The 17064-nt window shown below is 38.4% G+C and carries 19 protein-coding genes and 1 pseudogene; 12 read left to right on the forward strand and 8 right to left on the reverse strand.

Annotated features, from left to right (window positions below; translation table 11 throughout):
- Positions 1 to 5 precede the first annotated feature (5 nt).
- The 5 genes from L0Z67_RS17640 (at position 6) to L0Z67_RS17660 (ending at position 3566) form a co-directional block, all read left to right on the forward strand.
- The gene (locus tag L0Z67_RS17640; RefSeq protein ID WP_062567639.1) at positions 6 to 272 is read left to right on the forward strand and encodes a hypothetical protein; all 267 of its coding nucleotides are present in this window, start codon (positions 6 to 8) and stop codon (positions 270 to 272) included.
- 53 nt (positions 273 to 325) lie between these two features.
- Positions 326 to 1117, forward strand: coding sequence for a hypothetical protein (locus tag L0Z67_RS17645; protein WP_062567638.1), 792 nt, complete (start codon positions 326 to 328; stop codon positions 1115 to 1117).
- A 252-nt stretch (positions 1118 to 1369) separates the two neighbouring features.
- Positions 1370 to 1837, forward strand: a complete 468-nt coding sequence (locus tag L0Z67_RS17650; RefSeq protein WP_392353836.1) for a DUF6795 domain-containing protein — start codon at positions 1370 to 1372, stop codon at positions 1835 to 1837.
- A 16-nt stretch (positions 1838 to 1853) separates the two neighbouring features.
- Positions 1854 to 2372 (forward strand): DUF6795 domain-containing protein, encoded by a 519-nt coding sequence (locus L0Z67_RS17655; protein ID WP_405128744.1) that lies wholly within the window; start codon positions 1854 to 1856, stop codon positions 2370 to 2372.
- Positions 2373 to 2399: 27 nt separating this feature from the next.
- Complete coding sequence (locus L0Z67_RS17660) at positions 2400 to 3566, forward strand: lipase family protein (protein ID WP_062567636.1); 1167 nt, start codon at positions 2400 to 2402, stop codon at positions 3564 to 3566.
- A gap of 35 nt (positions 3567 to 3601) precedes the next feature.
- Here the strand turns inward: L0Z67_RS17660 and L0Z67_RS17665 are convergent, their stop codons facing one another.
- Together L0Z67_RS17665 and soxR are read right to left on the reverse strand one after the other, a co-directional pair.
- Complete coding sequence (locus tag L0Z67_RS17665) at positions 3602 to 4207, reverse strand: hypothetical protein (protein WP_392353601.1); 606 nt, start codon at positions 4205 to 4207, stop codon at positions 3602 to 3604.
- 73 nt (positions 4208 to 4280) lie between these two features.
- A complete protein-coding gene (gene soxR, locus L0Z67_RS17670) occupies positions 4281 to 4742 on the reverse strand; it encodes a redox-sensitive transcriptional activator SoxR (RefSeq protein ID WP_237115415.1) in 462 nt (153 codons plus the stop codon).
- Between the two features lie 77 nt (positions 4743 to 4819).
- On the opposite strand from soxR, the gene L0Z67_RS17675 reads away from it, so the two are divergent.
- From L0Z67_RS17675 to L0Z67_RS17685, 3 genes are read left to right on the forward strand one after another with little or no spacing between them, the layout of a single operon-like run.
- Complete coding sequence (locus L0Z67_RS17675; protein WP_392353603.1) at positions 4820 to 5284, forward strand: flavodoxin family protein; 465 nt, start codon at positions 4820 to 4822, stop codon at positions 5282 to 5284.
- A gap of 48 nt (positions 5285 to 5332) precedes the next feature.
- Positions 5333 to 5857, forward strand: a complete 525-nt coding sequence (locus L0Z67_RS17680) for a DsrE family protein (protein WP_392353605.1) — start codon at positions 5333 to 5335, stop codon at positions 5855 to 5857.
- The gene (locus L0Z67_RS17685) at positions 5857 to 6456 is read left to right on the forward strand and encodes a GDSL-type esterase/lipase family protein (protein ID WP_392353607.1); all 600 of its coding nucleotides are present in this window, start codon (positions 5857 to 5859) and stop codon (positions 6454 to 6456) included. Before L0Z67_RS17680 ends, L0Z67_RS17685 begins: the two co-directional genes overlap by 1 nt.
- Here L0Z67_RS17685 and L0Z67_RS17690 read toward each other — a convergent pair.
- Both L0Z67_RS17690 and L0Z67_RS17695 read right to left on the reverse strand, forming a co-directional pair.
- Positions 6453 to 7127: a LytR/AlgR family response regulator transcription factor gene (locus tag L0Z67_RS17690; RefSeq protein ID WP_392353609.1), complete on the reverse strand. Its 675-nt coding sequence runs from the start codon at positions 7125 to 7127 to the stop codon at positions 6453 to 6455. The two genes, L0Z67_RS17685 and L0Z67_RS17690, sit on opposite strands and share 4 nt — an antisense overlap.
- Complete coding sequence (locus tag L0Z67_RS17695; RefSeq protein WP_392353610.1) at positions 7127 to 8182, reverse strand: sensor histidine kinase; 1056 nt, start codon at positions 8180 to 8182, stop codon at positions 7127 to 7129. Before L0Z67_RS17695 ends, L0Z67_RS17690 begins: the two co-directional genes overlap by 1 nt.
- Before the next feature lie 248 nt (positions 8183 to 8430).
- Between L0Z67_RS17695 and L0Z67_RS17700 the strand changes: the two genes are divergently transcribed.
- The 4 genes from L0Z67_RS17700 to L0Z67_RS17715 all read left to right on the forward strand — a co-directional run bounded on the left by L0Z67_RS17700 (position 8431) and on the right by L0Z67_RS17715 (position 13803).
- Positions 8431 to 8625 carry a hypothetical protein gene (locus tag L0Z67_RS17700; protein ID WP_237115409.1) on the forward strand — a complete coding sequence of 65 codons (195 nt, stop codon included), beginning with the start codon at positions 8431 to 8433 and terminating at the stop codon, positions 8623 to 8625.
- Positions 8626 to 8909: 284 nt separating this feature from the next.
- Positions 8910 to 9785, forward strand: coding sequence for an ABC transporter ATP-binding protein (locus tag L0Z67_RS17705; RefSeq protein WP_392353612.1), 876 nt, complete (start codon positions 8910 to 8912; stop codon positions 9783 to 9785).
- Positions 9772 to 12912 carry a M1 family aminopeptidase gene (locus tag L0Z67_RS17710; RefSeq protein ID WP_392353614.1) on the forward strand — a complete coding sequence of 1047 codons (3141 nt, stop codon included), beginning with the start codon at positions 9772 to 9774 and terminating at the stop codon, positions 12910 to 12912. The genes L0Z67_RS17705 and L0Z67_RS17710 overlap by 14 nt, the downstream gene beginning before the upstream one ends.
- A gap of 198 nt (positions 12913 to 13110) precedes the next feature.
- Positions 13111 to 13803, forward strand: a complete 693-nt coding sequence (locus L0Z67_RS17715; RefSeq protein WP_062567626.1) for a helix-turn-helix transcriptional regulator — start codon at positions 13111 to 13113, stop codon at positions 13801 to 13803.
- 70 nt (positions 13804 to 13873) lie between these two features.
- Here the strand turns inward: L0Z67_RS17715 and L0Z67_RS17720 are convergent.
- The 4 genes and pseudogenes from L0Z67_RS17720 to L0Z67_RS17735 all read right to left on the reverse strand — a co-directional run bounded on the left by L0Z67_RS17720 (position 13874) and on the right by L0Z67_RS17735 (position 17003).
- A pseudogene (locus L0Z67_RS17720) lies at positions 13874 to 14646 on the reverse strand (CsgG/HfaB family protein).
- On the reverse strand, positions 14646 to 15059 hold the full coding sequence (locus L0Z67_RS17725) for a curli assembly protein CsgF (RefSeq protein WP_237115406.1): 414 nt from the start codon (positions 15057 to 15059) through the stop codon (positions 14646 to 14648). Before L0Z67_RS17725 ends, L0Z67_RS17720 begins: the two are co-directional and overlap by 1 nt.
- Before the next feature lies 1 nt (position 15060).
- Positions 15061 to 15453, reverse strand: a complete 393-nt coding sequence (locus L0Z67_RS17730) for a curli production assembly/transport protein CsgE (RefSeq protein ID WP_062567623.1) — start codon at positions 15451 to 15453, stop codon at positions 15061 to 15063.
- Positions 15454 to 15488: 35 nt separating this feature from the next.
- Positions 15489 to 17003 (reverse strand): curlin, encoded by a 1515-nt coding sequence (locus L0Z67_RS17735; RefSeq protein WP_392353618.1) that lies wholly within the window; start codon positions 17001 to 17003, stop codon positions 15489 to 15491.
- Between the last annotated feature and the right edge of the window lie 61 nt (positions 17004 to 17064).

The raw sequence follows: 17064 nt of genomic DNA on the forward strand, positions 1-17064 counted from the left end.
CAATTATGGAACAACAACACCAACAAACTCTCACACAGCTTGTAAACGATGTTTACAACAAGCCTGATTTAATTGAAGAGCATCAGCCACTAATTGAGCCTTTGCTGACTGATTTAGTCGCGAGTGCGCCTTTAGGCTTTGAAGGCATGGCTGCTATGATTAATACGCATATTTCCAATGGATTTAAGTTTAAAAACCCTAAAATACAACAGTTTGAGCTTGAATCTGGGTTGTTAAAATTAAAAACCTACTTTCAAAAGATTAATCTTTAACAGGAATTTAGACAGGCCTTTGCTAGCAAAAAACTTAGTTTCAAGGATGATGTGTGACATTAATTAATACATGTATGTTAATGCTGGTTTTACAGCCGTTGTTTGTTTATTTGGCTCTGTTTAAACAGCCAGAATTTCACCCTATGACAGATACACCGGTCAAAAATGATGATGCTCTATTTTTGTTTGTCACCCCTGGGGTATCTGTTTTCTATTTTAGCCAGTTTTTTGAGGCGCTACTTTACCTAGGTGGGGTCTGGGTATTGGGGTTATTACTCGCTGTAATTTTGGCAAGTAAAGCCAAAAAACCTGTCACAAAGGATGATGCGATCAGCTTTACAATTGCAGGCTTTATCTTTTTTGGGATTATAAAATTAATTGCTATGGCAATTGCGTACTTTTTTATGGATGACCCCGTAGAGGCCGCACAGACTGCTATCCCCCCTGCAAACGATGAAAGCGCTTTTACAGTGAGCCAGCTATTTAGTGTAGATTATTTATATAACGCATTGTGGCCTACATTGTACTTTTTAATCCTCATGATAATAACGCTTGTGATAAAGGTTATTGAACATCATAGTTCATTTAAAAAAGCACCTTCTGGCCTGCTTATTACGCTGGGTGCAGCGCTGGCGGGGGTCGCCCCGTTATTTGGAGAAGCTTATATTGTTGGGATTATTGCTAACTTTATTATCTTTATTGTTTTTTGCTCCTTGTGTTTAAAAATTGATGTAAAAAAGGATCCATCAGCAGGGGCTATTGGGCTGTTTTTTGGGTATATACTCATGATGGGAATAGGCTTTAGTGTGATATGCAAAGTTATTTATGAGCTGTTTTTTAATTAAGTTTAAGTAAATTTTCAGTATCTTTTTTGCGCAATTTGCTTGTTATCCGACTTGTACCTTATTAGAATAAATAATTATATTTTTTAGCTGTATTAGTGTGTTTAGCCTTTAAAGCGTACTTAAGTCATTATAGATTCTTATTTCACGTTTAAAGTAGCTTAATTACAGAGCCTATTTTTATCTGAGTGCTAAAAAGGAGTTTTGCTGTTGCCGCGGTTAAAGTGTTCATTGTTGGGAATAATCGTGGCTATTATGGCTTTATTCTCTGGCTCACACGCTTTTGCAAATATTTTTGGTTTGTTTAATAAAGATGATTTTTTGTTATCGGCTCCTATTAAGGGGGTTTTATTAGATAACGGGGTGCCCGTTGTAAATACAAAAGTTATTCGTTCACTCACCTATGGCGACGAGTACATAGATGAAACAATAACAAATGATGACGGCTTTTTCGCCTTTGATGAAAAGCGAATTCACACCTCGAAGAAATCAAATATGTTTGATAATGATGCACTAATTCAGCATGTGTACCTTGAAAATGGCACACCCGAAGGCATTGTACTGTGGTATGCGGGTATTTCAATTTATGAAAATAGTGAAACGCTAAGGGAGCTTCTTAATGGGTTACGGTGTGATGTTGCTAAGAAACCACACACCTATGATGTGCCTATTAAAGAAGCATTAGATCATTATTTTACAATCTATGGCGCTTGTGAGTTGTGATTTTAAGGAGATTATATTGTTAATAGAGCGATTTAAATTGCCAATGCTTATTGCAGCAGTGGCGTTGCTAATTTTATTTACTACAACACAGGTTTTTGCAAATATGTTTGGTTTTTTTAGTAAGGAAGAGTTTGAACTATCAGCGTCGGTTGAAGGTCGTTTGCTATACGAAGAGCAGCCTGTTGCTGGTAAAAAGGTATTTCGTAAACTAAATTATGGCGATGATTATATTGATGAAGTAACAACGGGTACTGATGGCCGTTTTTCTTTTCCTGAAAAAGTGATCAAAACATCAAAGCCATCAAACATGTTCGACAATGAATCTGTTATTCAACATATTTACACATTAGATGAAAATGCAGAGGAAGTAACTATTTGGGCTGTTAGAGTATTTCCTTATGAGCACAAAGATACACTCACCGAGTACTTGAATGATTTGGTGTGTGATATCGCACATGAACCACAAACATATGATATAGCGGCTAAAGAAGATAAGCAGCATACATTTGCTGTTTTTACCACTTGTAAGCTCTAACGTTTAAAACCAATAAAGGGATTTAAAATGAATACGTTAACACCTACTCAAGCAGTTCAATTAGCGTCACTTGCCTATGATGCTAAAGAATTAAAAAATACAAAACTTTTAAATGGGCTGTTGCATGCGTCTTTGCGAGACCAGTTTGATTTCTCTATCAATAGTAAGTCTATACAGGGCGTTTCAGGCGGCTTTTTCTCTCACCTATTTGGCTTAAGCACAGGCTTTGGTCTGGTTGCACATGGTAAAAATGCATTCCAAGGGCATTCAGTTATTACCATTCGCGGAACTGCTTCACTGAGAGACGGCCTAACTGATGCACATTTCGGTTTAAGTGGTGGCGCTAACGGCAGCATGGTTCATGCTGGTTTTAATAAAACGTTTTATACAATGAAGCCAGCTCTTCAAGAGTTTATGGCAGCGAATGTAAGAGATAAAATTACAGCGGGTGTTCATTTAGTTGGCCACAGCTTAGGGGGCGCTTTAGCAACGCTGGCTGCCGATTGGATTAAAGCCGAATATTCGTTACCAGTAAAACTTTATACATTTGGTTCGCCAAGGGTAGGTTTAGAAGACTTCTCAAGATCGGCTACTTCAAGAATAGATCACATTTACCGATGTACGCATGGTGCTGATCCGGTAACTAAAGTACCGTTATGGCCATTTTCTCATGCACCTTATAACGGTCAAGAAATACGCCTAGACAGCGGCCAAGGTCTTAAAGGTGCGGCACATAAGCTTAGCGGAAACCCAGGTTACGTAAATACTGCCAATAGTAGTGATTGGAATAACTTAACCGTTAAAGCAAACCATTACCTTAATACGCCGGTAAGACTCAACTTTGAAGATAGAAACCAAGCATCATTTAATGCCCATTGGGCCGATAAATTAGGAGCTGCGTTAGTCACTTTATTAAAAGATGCGGGTTATTACAGTGCTGTGGCGGCACAAGCGGCAATTGGTACGGGTTTAACTTTTTACGATATGTTGGCTCGCACATTAGATAAGATTGCTAAAGCGTCTGCTTCATTTGCATCTCAGACTTTGGGCTTAATTGGTCATATGCTGGTTTTTGCTGGGAAAGTGATTGGTAAGGCAGTGGAGCTAACATACAGTGTGATTAAATGGGCATTCGACTCGACGCTGGGCGCTTTATATCAAGCTGCAAGAGATGGTTTAAACGGCCTAGACTAAAATATTTGAGGGCATGCGGTGCATGCCCTTTTTTATTAGTTGTTATTCCCTTTTAACGTGCCGATATCGATCCCGTTTTTACTTAGCTCAGTTTTAAGTAATGCTGCACTGCTTTGTAGGTTCGGCAAGGTTTGATTTTCAATTATCGCTACTGCTTTTTTCAGCTCTTCAGATGCATATTTGGCTGACATTTTTCGGTTTATTGCGGCATCTATAATAAATTGACTCTTACTGTAAAAGCGACGCACTTGAGTTAGAAACTCGCTCGGTGTTTCTAATGTTGTGGGCGAATATTGCATTGTTTGCCAAATATACTTTTCGATTGTTGGCTTATTATATTCAAGCTCAGACTTGGGGGGGCTTTTAGCCAATAAGGCCGCAAACTTACTAAGATTATCTGCATTATCCTTCACTTCATCGTACAAAGAAATACGAAGGTAATAGTTATCTTCCATCTTGCTAAAAGTATCAAACTTTAGCGCTTGTTCTAAACCACTTTGCGCTGCGAGATAAACACCAAAAACAGTTGATAGCACTAAAAAAACTTGATTGAGCCAAAAGCCGGTACTTTTTAGCTCTTTGTTATCCACTGTTTTAAGGGCATTGCTGATCTTCGGTGGGTTTTTATTACTGTTATCCATGATTAGATTCCTTTCATTTATGCTATTAAAACATTGTAATATATAAAGAAAGTTTAGTCACCAGATAACAAAGCTAATCTCTTTCTAAAAGTACGGCACCCGAGTGTTCTTCACCTAAATGATCTTCTTTATTATAAATAGGGCACTTAGCCATAGATAAACAGCCACAGCCAATACAGCCGTTGACTCGATCTCTGAGTCGTTGCATATAGTGAATTTTTTCATCTAATTGAGTTTGCCAGCGTTTTGAAAGTTCTGCCCAGTCTTGTTTCGTTGGTGTGCGTTGCTCAGGTAGAGTACTTAGTGTGTGCTTTATAGCTTCTAGGGTAATGCCCATGGCCTGTGCTGCCTTTATCACGGCGATACGGCGCAGTACGTCAGGCTTATAACGACGCTGATTGCCATTATTACGCCAACTACGGATTAAGCCTTTTGTTTCATAAAAATGCAGCGTTGAGACTTTAACGCCACTGCGCTTAGCCACAAAGCCAACCGATAGGTTTGCATCAACGAGTTTTTTTTCTGATCCTGACATAATTTGCTCCAAAGTGTTGACCTAAAGTTAGCTTGAGGTTTTACGCTGCGCACATCATAAAAAAAGGAGCAATAATAATGCAACAAAAACCGATTGAGAATACAGTAATCATTTATTCAAGTGCAAGAAAACAAGGAAATACGAGCTTACAAGTTAATGATTATAAAAAGCAATATGGAGGAGATATCATCTGTCTTGATGATTACATTATTTCAGCTTATCGCTACGATAAACAGTATAAAAATGATGACTTTTATGCCGTTTTTGAGGCTCTTTTAAGCTATCAACATTGGGTGATAGCCTCTCCTGTTTATTGGTATAACACAACACCACAATTTAAAGCTTTTTTAGACCGTATTACTGATTATATGGACGATGAAATTCTCAGACCTAAGCTTAGAACGCTTCGTGAAAAACAGTTCTCACTGCTATCAAATGCAGGTTCGGTTAACGCGCCAAGTGCGTTTATAGATATGTTTAAAAATACCTTTAATTATTTAGGCATGACCTTTAAAGCGCATCAGCATATTGAGGCTAGTTAAAATCAGAAAAAAAGGTTAGGCTAGAGATAAAAAACAACAGGGTTATTTATGAAATTAACATTGTTGGGTTTATCTCTCGCATTGGTAGCAAGTTTAAGTCATGCAGAGCAAAAAGAGCCCACGATTAAAGGATTTGGTTTTTATTATACTGTGCCAAATCATACGGCTATTGATGAGCAAACAAGGTTTAAAATTGCCTTTGATGTGGCCGATGCTGCAGAAAAAGGTAAGCAAAATAACAGTATTAACTCGCTAGCACGTTTTATTAATATGCACATTGCTCATGGTGTGAAACCAGAAAACATTCAACTTGCTTTGGTTGTGCATGGCAGTGCAAGTGTGGATCTACTCAAAACGGGTGCTTATAAGCAACGTTTTAATAGCGATAATAAAAACCAACAATTGATCTCACAATTACTCGCGCACAACACCGTTGTTTATGTATGTGGTCAGTCGGCAACACATATGCAAGTTAAGCAAGAGCAACTGATGCCTGGTGTGCAAATGGCATTATCTGCCATGACAGCGCACGCACAACTACAGCAGCAGGGCTATACCCTGAATCCATTTTAATGAATATTCTTTGTTTTGGTGATTCTAATACCTATGGGATTTCACCGTTAGATGGTAAGCGCTTTGACGAACATACACGTTGGCCATGTTTGCTTGCAGACAAGCTCGGTGCAGGGCATTTGGTTATTGAAGCTGGACTACCAAATCGTACGATAGCTGATGAGCCACCATTTAGTGGTGATAAATTAGGTGTTAAGTACTTAGAGCCATATCTTAGAGCGTATCATGTTGATGTCATCATTATTCAGCTAGGTACAAATGATTTAAAGCGTCGTTTTGGATTAGCAGCCGATGATATTGCCAAAGCACTGGATACGTTAATAGTCGACATCGAAAATCATTATCTGCATCGAGAGATGCCTAAAATAGTGGTGCTGAGTCCATCTGCGGTTTATGAGGTTGGGGCTTATCAGTCTATCTATGCGGGCGCTGCCAAAAAAGCGAAGCAATTAACAGTTGAGTATAAATTAGTCACAGAACGCCATGAGTGTCACTTTATAAATGGTTATGCCCTCCTTATTCCTTGCCAAACAGAGGGCGTGCATTGGCAAGCCCAAGAGCATAAGTTACTTGCCGACTATTTATTTGAATACCTTTAAAGTAGAGTTTGTGAAAGATCTTTAAAAGATTTACCTATTTTCAGGGTTTTACCTGTATTTAGTTCAACAAATTCACTGTTTACAGCTATCACCTTTTGTTTGTTTACTAAAAACGATTTATGAATTTGGGTAAATGAATGGGATAGCTGTTCACTAAGCTGTTTTAGTGTTGTGCTCGCAAGTGTTACTTGCTCAGCTTGATGCACCTTCACATAGTTGCCATATGCCTCAATATACTCAATAGAATCTAAGTTAAACTTTCGTTTTTCTCTATCTACTTTAAGCGTAATGTTATTAGGCTCAATTATATTTGGTTTAACTAAATGCTCACGCACCTTATTGAGAGCCTGTTCAAGCCTTGGCGCAGACACGGGTTTGAGTAAGTAATCTGTCACATTCAATTCAAACCCTGTTATAGCGTATTCTTGGTACGCGCTTACAATGATGACTTGGGGAGGGTGTGCCAAAGTTCTTAATAATTCGATTCCTGTTAGCTCTGGCATATTTATATCTAAAAACACTAAGTCAACAGTGGATTTAGCTAACCCATAAAGGGCATCTTTTGCGCTAACATATTGAGCTATAATCTTAATATCAGAATGTGTCTGTAGGTGATGTTCAATCACTTGATGGGCAAGGGGTTCATCGTCAACGATGATTGCTCTTATCATTATGATAACTCCAAAGTTAAGGTTGTCTGCCAATGTGTCGCGTGTTTTTTAGCTGTTAAGGTATGTTTATTTGGGTATAACAGTTCTAGTCTTTTTTGCAGATTACTAAGCCCCATGCCTAGGTGGCTTTTTTCAGTTTGGGTATTTATAGAGTTTTCACAAAAGAGTGTTAGCACAGTGTCATTTATAGTAATTGCGAGTGTTACTTTTGTTGAGTCCGATGCAGGTTCTACACCGTGTTTAATGGCATTTTCGACGATTATAATCAGTAATAAAGGCGCTATATGAAGCTCGTCGACTCTATCAGGCCAGGTTAGGTTAAATAAGTATTTGTTTGCGCTTCTAATTTTTTGTAGCTCTATAAAGCTTTTTAGGTATGCTAATTCTTTTTCTAATAAAACCACTGGCTTTTGTCCTTCATAGACAGTGTATCTTAATAAATCTGCTAAATGCATAACCAACTGTGGCGCATGCTCTGATTTTGTGAGCGTGAGTGCATATAAATTATTTAGGGTGTTAAATAAAAAATGTGGGTTAACTTGTTGTTGAAGAAGTTTTAATTCGGTTTTGGTTTGCTGTTTTGCTATTTCATTTAATTTACTTTGCTGTTGCTGTCTTTCAAAAGCAAGGATGATAGGTGTAGTAATGATCAAAAAGAAAAACATAAACTGATAATTATATTTAGCAAAAATATTTTGGTTACCACTGGGTGTTAGATTCGCAATATGTTGTGGTAAATCATTAATAGGTAATATTAGCACCAGTGCGATAAGTAACGGGGTTAGTGTAGCCATAAAAATGAGACATGAGGCCACAAAAGTGAAGACACCGTAGTTTGCTAATAAATGACGAATAAGCACGTAGCGATTTATTAAATATAAGCTGTATATGATAACGGCATAAACGCCAAGTTGAAGAAAGTAAAATAAAAACTGATTAAGCTCTGAAAAGAATTTGCCAACATCAAAAATTAGTTCGAATGGTTGATTTAATAAAGGGTCTTGATGACTATTAAGTATACCTGCGAACAAAAAAGCCCAGCAAATCAGTATCATCAGCACCACGTTATCTAATGATATAAAAGAGATAAACCACCTAGCAATTAAGCTGTTTTTATTGGTCTTATTACGCTGTGAAACCAGCCAAAGTAAGCTGGCTAACGAGCACAAAATCCAACATTGTACGCTTAAGTATTGCCATTGAGCGTAAGTTGAAGAAACTAGAGCAAGTGTATATATGCTGAGCGGATACAGAGTGAAGCCTGTAAGCCACACCAAGGTTGGGCTTTTATATGTTCCCTTGAATGTTAAAAGATGGGCAATTAAAAAGGGCAGGCATTCCAATAACAGTTGCAGATTTATTTTTAAATATAAAGCAGGGGAGTCAAGCCTTAACGACAGGTAGCGTGTATGACCTTCAAGCAAAATGGCTGCAAATACTGGCAGCAAAGCAACCAAATATTTGTTATTTGAATTGCCTGATAGAAGAGAAAAAATAGCCCGCAAACGCCACTCCATTTTATTTTTACAACCTAACACACCAGCTTAATACATGATGACCTATGAGCATAGTTAAAGTCATTCTATTTCATGCCCTTATATACCTAAGTAAGATTAATGATTTTCGTTGTTGATGCACGAATGTAATGATGAACGTACTATTTTTACTGATGAACGCTAAATACTTACTTTCATCCTGTGCTTTTATAGTTTGATCATAATTCCCTTACCGACTTGGTTACAGTCACTTAATGTAACGATTCGTTAATTAAGGAATGTACCTATGCTTACACTCACAAATATTAATAAGAAATATGCAGATGGCACACATGCATTAAATGACATAACAATCCATTTGCCCAAAGGAATGGTGGGTTTACTTGGGCCAAATGGAGCAGGAAAATCAAGCTTAATGCGAACATTAGCCTGCTTACAAAATGTAGACACAGGTCATATTAATTTTGATGGTTTAAATATTTTAGAGTCCCCAGATGAATTGCGTAAGCAGCTTGGCTATTTACCACAGCAGTTTGGTGTTTATCCTGCAATGAGTTGTCATGCTTTGTTAGAGCATATTGCCATATTGAAAGGCCTTAATTCAGAGCAACGAAAGCGACAAATTAATGAATTACTGTCACTTTTAAATTTAACAGGGTTTGCAAACAAAAAAGTAAGTAAATTTTCTGGTGGTATGAAGCAGCGTTTCGGAATCGCACAAGCCTTACTGGGTAATCCTAAACTCATTATTTTAGATGAGCCAACCGCAGGCCTTGATCCTGCCGAGCGTGAGAGCCTTAATAACTTATTGGTTTCAATTAGCAAAGAGCGTTTAGTCTTATTATCTACCCATATTGTTGAAGATATAGAAAATCAGTGCCGCTTTGTCGCAATGATTAATCAAGGCAAACTCATTCAAAGTGGCAGTGTTGATGAACTAGTGAATCAACTGGCAGGTAATGTTTGGTTATTGAAACGCTTACCATCAGAGCTACCTGCAGGCTCCTTAGTATTAAGCAAAAGTTATCGTTATGGTAAGCCTATATTTCGTGTTTACGCCCCTCAATGCCCAGAACCTGAGGCAGTCGCTGCAACTGCGACGCTACAAGATAAATACTTTTATGAGTTGAAATCGCAAGGGGCTAAAAATGCGACTTCGTAATGAATTAAAGTACCTTTTTACTCAACCTATTGTTTGGTTATGTTGTGTGTTTGCGCCACTTTTTGCATTTACGTTATCTTCCGGTTTGGCTATTGCAGAGGGAGATACCCTTAAACAATTTTCTTTACACTTAATATCAATACACATGATGCAGCTTGCCGTACTAGTGGGAATACTTGCCCCCGCTATTTTTTTACGGGATCAACTACACAACATGGATGAGCTTATAGGTGTCACCCCGATTACGTCAAAATACAGAGAGCTGTTTCGTGTAGTGAGTTTACTACTATGTCTTATCATGATTTCTTTTATTGGATCTTTGATAGTTTGGCATTGGCAGTTAAGAGTGCAAGGCTTGGATTGGGAAGCTGTTAACTCTCTATTGTTAAATAGTTTTTTGCTACTTATTCCAAATTGCAGCTTTTTAGTGGTTTTGGCTTTTTGGGTTTGTAAGCGGTTTCAAAGTACATTGGTAACTTACACTATTCTGGGTGCCATATGGGTTGGTTATTTGTTTTTCGCAAGTATTACCGGCAATCCCATTTTGGCAGGTAGTGGTATTATAAGTGAGTCTTTATATCAGGCATCTATTTGGCTTGATCCTTTTGCTTACTCCACGATTATTGCGGGCTTCGTAGAGCCTCAATATTGGGCGCTTGTAATAAATCGGTTGATGGTAGTAACACTTACAATTGTTATCTATATTGTGGCAGTTCGCACCACTAAGAAAAATATTAAACAAGGTACAAAGGCCTCAGAGCCAGTCTTAAATTTACAAGTGCTATACAAGGGTATTGCCCCAAAAGGGCATAATTGCTTCATATTTTTAACACTTTATAAAGTTTCAATTTTAAATGTACTCAAGCTCCCTATAACACAACTGACTTTAGTATTGTGGTCAGTCATTGTATTTAACAGCGTTGCGTCTTCTTTTGAATATGCAGAAGCAATGAGTGTGGTTAGCCCTACGAGTATCGATGCAATTAATCATTATGCGTTTGATATGCATTTGCTCATTGGCTGTTTATTACTTGTCCTTTGGAGTTGGCAGGTTAGTTGTGCGGCAAAACGGTTTCATATGGCTGAACTGATTGCTGCATCGCCAGTAAAAACGGCAACGCTCTTACACAGCCAATTATTCACGGTGGCGACTTTAGCAATTGTTTTTTCTGTGATGAGCTTTTTAGGAGCTTCTTTTGCTGAGTGGTTTGCTGGCAGTGAGTACCATGCTAGTCAGCATATTTATATACTCGCTCTAATGCTGTTACCACTTACATTCGTTGCTTGGGTGAGCGTGTGCATTTTCAATATTTGCCGTTCGCCTTTAGTCGCTGGCTTAGTTGTTATTGTTATCTTAATACTCAAGTTTACGCCAGTAATGACTTCCTTTGGTCTCACACATACTTTTTGGAGCTTAGCTTGGACACCATTACAAGCACCTAGCGAGTTTTGGGGATACAGAGCTAGTTTAAACAGTTATTGGCCATATATGAGCGTGTGGATTGTCGCGATACTCAGTTTTGTTGTCATAAGCCAGCTTTATAATCATCGTGGGGCTGGGCTTGGAAGACGGGCCGTAAAAGTGAAAGACACATGGTTAGCGCTGCCAGTCTTTTTATCTGTTTATTTATTTGCGCAGTTGCATTTTAATTTAGTGGCAGAAAAGCCGTTAACTAACTCACATAAACGTGAAGCATTTAAAGCCAACTATGAAAGCACATTTGTGAATTGGAAATATAAAGAGCAACCAATCATTAGTCATATTGATGCTAATATAGACTTTTATCCTGACAAACAGTTTGCACAATTTGAACTTAAATATACTCTAACCAACCCTCATTCTACTGCTATAAAACGTATCCTAGTTGGTCGCGCAGGCTTTTATAAATGGGCAGACATAAAAATAACTGGTGCAAGGAAAGCTGCTTTTTACCCATCATTAAATCAAGCGGTGTATGAGTTTGAGGATGCTATAAAACCCGGTGAAATAAAAATACTCACCACGCAGTTTGAAATTCACCAAGCAAAGCTTTGGCCCGCAGTGGGGCATCAAATTATTACTCCTGAGTTTAGTTATATTCGTGCTGTTCCTGTGTTGCCAACGATTGGGTATCAGGTTAATTACGAACTAATAGACAAGCACCTTAGGGAAAAGCATGGTTTGTTCGCTAGGACAAGTTCCTTACCTTCAGAGCTGCTTGCTGTTAAGGAAAATCGACCATCAAGGTATGATCGCATAACTATGTCGAGTACGGTATCAACCGCATCAGGCTACTATGTTGTGACGCAGGGCACTCGAATAGCCCATCAACGCGAAGATAATCGCGAAGTTTTTAAGTTTAAAACCGATTCGGCATTTAATAATCTACCTGCATGGCTTACGCTTCCAAGCTCACCGATAAGCGAGCAACTAGGTGAGGTAAAACTACAAATATATGCAAATCGAAAAACGCTTACGGAACCAGCCGATTCAATAGCCGTTAATTTACAGGCGATGAAAGATACACTGACTTGGTTTAAAGATAATATTGTTGCTTATAAAGCAAAGACATTGAGCATGGTTGCCGCGCCCAAGTTTGGTGGAGCGGGTTATGCTTTACCTGAGATTATACTTATTGAAAATAATGTGGGGTTTAGGGCATTCCCTAGTTTTGATGCTGGTTTTGATCAGCGCTATCGGCGCGCAGTTCATGAAACGGCTCATCAGTGGTTTGGTCACGATATAGGTAACAGCGTTCCTGATGACAGCGCCTTTTTAGTTGAGTCGATGGCGAAGTACATAGAGTTGGTCATGATAGAAAAACGCTATGGAAAAGCGGCGATGAATGCACTCGTTGACTACGAAACTAGGCGATATAAGCAAGCTTTAAGGGTTGACACTTTAGCTAAACAAGCACTTGTAAACTCAACAAAAAATTATGATCAATATTCTAAAGCAACGATTGTTTTTGCAAGACTCAGAGAAAAAGTGGGCGATGAAGTCATTATAAAAGCACTTAAGTCTGTTTGGAGAGAATATGCATACCCTAACCGGCCAGCAACTTCTATGGATTTCATACGTGCTTTGCAAACCCATGCTAAAAATAGCGATAGAGTATTAATTAAAGAGTTGTTTTTAGAAATTTAAACAAATTAGCACAAGAAACTTTTAATGTTACTAAGGGAGAGTCTTTGCTGGTTAATGAATCATCGTTTATTTGGTTGGTTTTAACAAACCCTAAAGGATGAGTTTTTTTAATAATTATGTTGCCAGATGTTTATTTTTATGTTGATGCTTGTGTCTTATTTAGGTATTGTGTAGAAAATATTTCAAGGAAGAAATAAAATGATTCAGCCAACTTCTGTATTCCTAAAAGCCCAAGCAACGTCACAAAATCGCAGTCATAATTATCAATATTTAATTAAAATGTTAGATGCGTTCTTCGTGCGCGTTAAAATTGATTCGCGGCTGCCATTAGAGTCAATGCGAGAGGAGTTTGATCTTTATCTTATTGATAGTGCAGGGTCTTATTGGCTCGACTTGCTTCCAGCTGAGTTAGTTCAACTTGCCAAAAAACACACTGTGGTTATTTTCAATGCTGAAGTTAACTCTGTGTGTGAAAAGAATTTACTGCTTAATGGTATTAAAGGTGTCTTTTTTGCTGAGCAATCGCCAGAAGATATTTTTGCTGGGCTGATGAAAGTGCTTAATGGCGAGCTACTTTTTAGTTCAAAGAGCATTTCCACTGTGTTTAACTATATGTGGTCAGCTATTTCTCGAAACCAATTTAATACAAATAATGAGACCGCTGGAACAGCAATAGAGCTAAACTCACTTACTAAACGCGAAAAATCTGTTATTCATTTGCTAGCACAAGGAGCAAGTAATCGTGATATTGCTGAAAGTTTGAATATTAGTGACCATACTGTAAAAACCCATCTCTATAGTGCATTCAAAAAAACAGCGTCGCGTAATCGAGTTGAACTTGCTAATTGGGCACAAAACTATATGGCTGTGAGTTTATCTTTGCAAAGATAGTAAGACATCGCTTGGGTTTTATAAGCCGTTGTATAAATAATGGTGCTGATAATCAGCACCATTATTTAGCTTACACCGTTTTAGCTGACCAAATACCTTTATTGATGCCTTTTAGAATTAAGTCACTAAGGGCTTTCTCGATAGCCTGAGTAACACAAATACTCATGGGTTCATTGTCTGTATAGCCTGCTTCTGCTTCGGCAAGTCGTTTATAACTCACATAGCGAAAAAAGCCTGCGCGCATTTCTTGGCTAAGTACTTTTTTGCTGGTGGCGACTGAGAGTAATACCTGTCCTGTTCGTACATCAACAGCGCGCAAATAGATTGAAATCGCATCCTCTCTGTATAGCTCTGATGCACCAATACCAAAATATTCCATACCGATACCGCCCGTTTTAATATTGGTATCGTAGCTAATAATTCCTCCTTCAAGAATTATTTTTGCAGTTGTAAGAGGGGGAGATCTGGTAAATCCTTATTTTCTGCTTGTGCAGCACGGATTATCTTCCGTTCAGTTAAGATATTTTGTAAACCTTCACGTTCCACAGGAATAAACCAATCAGATTCATGTAAAGCTTGTACCAGAATTGAGTTAGCACCCTGCGTGACGGCGGTTGAGAATGAACTCACATTGGCTTGCGGTTTATATTGACCCGTTTGATCTCGAAATGAATAAACAGAAACAGGAATACTGCCCATAGGATTAGGCAGTGCTTGAAGGGCTTGAAATGTTTCAGTTGGTTCTAATGTTTCGGCTAACTCCTTGCTTGGTGGAACAAGGTTACCAATTGATGAACAGCCAGTAAGTATCAATAGTATCGCACTTAAAATTACCTTAATCATCATTCAAACCTCGGTACTTCAATAACCGTCACAGTGCCATCTAGTATGCTTGTTATTCTAACAGTGATGGTATCGGTGGTACTGGTGATAATTTGTATTTCATAGTCTCCGGTGATAAATGACGAGTCGCCATTGAAAATGCTGTCATCTACTTCTTCACCAAATGCCATATCGGTGATTTCTCTCACCATACGGTTTAGATAAGTACGCTCAAGTGAATCTTGAAATTTATCTGCATAATTTTGCTCAATAATGGGGGCTTTATGCTTATTCTGTGATTGTGCTTTACTTAATAACATATTGCCATTGAGCGGGCTTCCGCCAAAACTGGGGTTAATTGGGGTATAAACGAGTTCGGTCGCCCAGCTAGTTTGTAAGTTGAAAATTATTATTAGGGTAATGATATATTTCATTTTACCATCCATTTTTTGCCATATCCGGTGATGATTGTTGCATCTGACTGCGCGCCATCGCGTCCATAACACTGTACATTGCTTGTTTTACACGCTCATCCAAAGGTTCAAGGCGACGGCCTAGATAAGTGACATACACAATTTGATTATTCATTCTTAGTACGAGTCGTGTGCCTGCTCGTGGTAATACCGTTTCTTTTATTTCGATATTAAAGCCAGCCGTAGAAGGAAGATCGCGCCAGAGGTTCGCAAATTCAAAATAAAATTGGTGCCCAAAACGGCTTATGCTCCTGTCGAGCACAAGGCCATCAATCTCTAGCTCTTTAGCTTGGCTTGTAAAACAAGTGAAAGCTAAAAAAATGCAATAAATACGGGTTAAAAGTTGTGTTTTCATAATTGAATGAGGGAGCAGAGCTCCCTCCTAAAAGTTTATTCTTGAGTGACAGTTGCGATATTGCCATCACCAATTTGGGTGATCATAACTGCGTTGTTAGAACCAATAATTGAGCCCTCAACAAGGTTCGCATTACCTTCTTGCACAACAACAAATGAGTTATTCTCGCCACCAATTAAAAAAGCACCTTGATCAACACCTACTACAAAGTTTTCAGAGCCAGTCTGACTGATATCAACAGAATGGCCGCTACCTTCCATAATGAGATCTATGGCATTCAACTCACCACTTTGCGCAAATGAAACTTGGTTACTGTTACTATCAAGAACGCTTGCAAATGTAAGAGCGGCTTCATTTAAGCTACCTTCTTGGTTAACGGTAATTTCGTTGTTATTTGAAGTGAGAGAAGTGTCAGGGTATGACGACTGCACAAGTACAGTGTTTTCATTACCAGCCTGGCTAATATCAACGTCATTATCACTACCATTAAAGTTTGCGATATGTGCGCTGTTAGCATCACCAATTTGATTGCTGGTAAATTCATTTTCGTCACCAACGGCACCTAGGTAAGCGCCATTGCCGTTACCATTTTGAAATGCTGTTAGTTCATTATCATTGCCAATGGCATCAAGTGTGACGGTATTACCATCTTGCGATTGGTTAACTAGCAGAGAGTTTCCATCACCCATCATTACAGCAGACTCAAAGCTATTGTTATTACCTTCTTGATCAGCGTTGATTGCATTATCATTGCCAGTGATTTCAGCAATAACAACACTATTTGAATCGCCATCTTGTTCAAACTCTACTTCATTGGCATCTCCACGCAATGAGGTGAGTATAGCGCTGTTGAAAGAACCTGTTTGATCAATAATAATTTCATTACTGTTTCCAACGATTTCATCCGAAGTAAACGCATTGAATACACCGTCTTGTGCTACCTCAAGTGTATTGTTATCACCTTGCACTACATTGAATGTAGCTTCATTTAATAAGCCTACTTGTGATGCGGTAATTGTATTGTCGTTACCTTGCATATTGAAGTTATATAACCAGTGACCGCCATCACCTTGGCTTACTTCAATGGTATTTGCATCACCTTCGATGATATTTATCGACTCATTATTAATGCCAAAGAAACCTGCACCTTGCTGTGTTACATCAATTGTATTGTCTGTACCAGTAACTTCGGATAAAGCACCATTGAGTGTGCCGTTTTGATTGTGGGTTATGGTATTAAAATTACCCGTTGCATTTACGAGTGATAAGTTACTAGTTTGTGTTTGAGTAACTTCAAGTAAGTTGCCATCACCAACACTCACTGTTTCAGTAGTTTGACCAGTACCTTGTTGTATAACAACATGTGAATTACCGACTCCCGATGTCGATGTTTGATCAATCGAGACTGAGCTGGTCGTGCTTTGTACAGCTACTTGCGTAGCAAGCTCTGAGCTGGATTGAGCTTTATCATCAATATTCGCGAATGCAGTAAAGCTTGAGCCTAAAGCGAAGGTGATTGCGCATGTGAGTAGAGATTTTTTTAACTTCATGATTATTTCCTTTCAGTTATTATTAATCAAAGTTCTAATCAATTTTTGGCTTAGAACAATG

Origin of the sequence: Pseudoalteromonas sp. PB2-1 (assembly GCF_045040605.1) — a bacterium.
Taxonomy (GTDB): Bacteria; Pseudomonadota; Gammaproteobacteria; order Enterobacterales; family Alteromonadaceae; genus Pseudoalteromonas; species Pseudoalteromonas arabiensis.

Bases quoted from the DNA above. Each gene is read 5' to 3' on its own strand.
- L0Z67_RS17640 (WP_062567639.1), top strand. From the start codon at position 6: ATGGAACAACAACACCAACAAACTCTCACACAGCTTGTAAACGATGTT.
- L0Z67_RS17650 (WP_392353836.1), top strand. From the start codon at position 1,370: ATGGCTTTATTCTCTGGCTCACACGCTTTTGCAAATATTTTTGGTTTG.
- L0Z67_RS17660 (WP_062567636.1), top strand. From the start codon at position 2,400: ATGAATACGTTAACACCTACTCAAGCAGTTCAATTAGCGTCACTTGCC.
- L0Z67_RS17665 (WP_392353601.1), bottom strand. From the start codon at position 4,207: ATGGATAACAGTAATAAAAACCCACCGAAGATCAGCAATGCCCTTAAA.
- soxR (WP_237115415.1), bottom strand. From the start codon at position 4,742: ATGTCAGGATCAGAAAAAAAACTCGTTGATGCAAACCTATCGGTTGGC.
- L0Z67_RS17675 (WP_392353603.1), top strand. From the start codon at position 4,820: ATGCAACAAAAACCGATTGAGAATACAGTAATCATTTATTCAAGTGCA.
- L0Z67_RS17680 (WP_392353605.1), top strand. From the start codon at position 5,333: ATGAAATTAACATTGTTGGGTTTATCTCTCGCATTGGTAGCAAGTTTA.
- L0Z67_RS17685 (WP_392353607.1), top strand. From the start codon at position 5,857: ATGAATATTCTTTGTTTTGGTGATTCTAATACCTATGGGATTTCACCG.
- L0Z67_RS17690 (WP_392353609.1), bottom strand. From the start codon at position 7,127: ATGATAAGAGCAATCATCGTTGACGATGAACCCCTTGCCCATCAAGTG.
- L0Z67_RS17695 (WP_392353610.1), bottom strand. From the start codon at position 8,182: ATGATACTGATTTGCTGGGCTTTTTTGTTCGCAGGTATACTTAATAGT.
- L0Z67_RS17700 (WP_237115409.1), top strand. From the start codon at position 8,431: ATGTTAAAAGATGGGCAATTAAAAAGGGCAGGCATTCCAATAACAGTT.
- L0Z67_RS17705 (WP_392353612.1), top strand. From the start codon at position 8,910: ATGCTTACACTCACAAATATTAATAAGAAATATGCAGATGGCACACAT.
- L0Z67_RS17710 (WP_392353614.1), top strand. From the start codon at position 9,772: ATGCGACTTCGTAATGAATTAAAGTACCTTTTTACTCAACCTATTGTT.
- L0Z67_RS17715 (WP_062567626.1), top strand. From the start codon at position 13,111: ATGATTCAGCCAACTTCTGTATTCCTAAAAGCCCAAGCAACGTCACAA.
- L0Z67_RS17725 (WP_237115406.1), bottom strand. From the start codon at position 15,059: ATGAAATATATCATTACCCTAATAATAATTTTCAACTTACAAACTAGC.
- L0Z67_RS17730 (WP_062567623.1), bottom strand. From the start codon at position 15,453: ATGAAAACACAACTTTTAACCCGTATTTATTGCATTTTTTTAGCTTTC.
- L0Z67_RS17735 (WP_392353618.1), bottom strand. From the start codon at position 17,003: ATGAAGTTAAAAAAATCTCTACTCACATGCGCAATCACCTTCGCTTTA.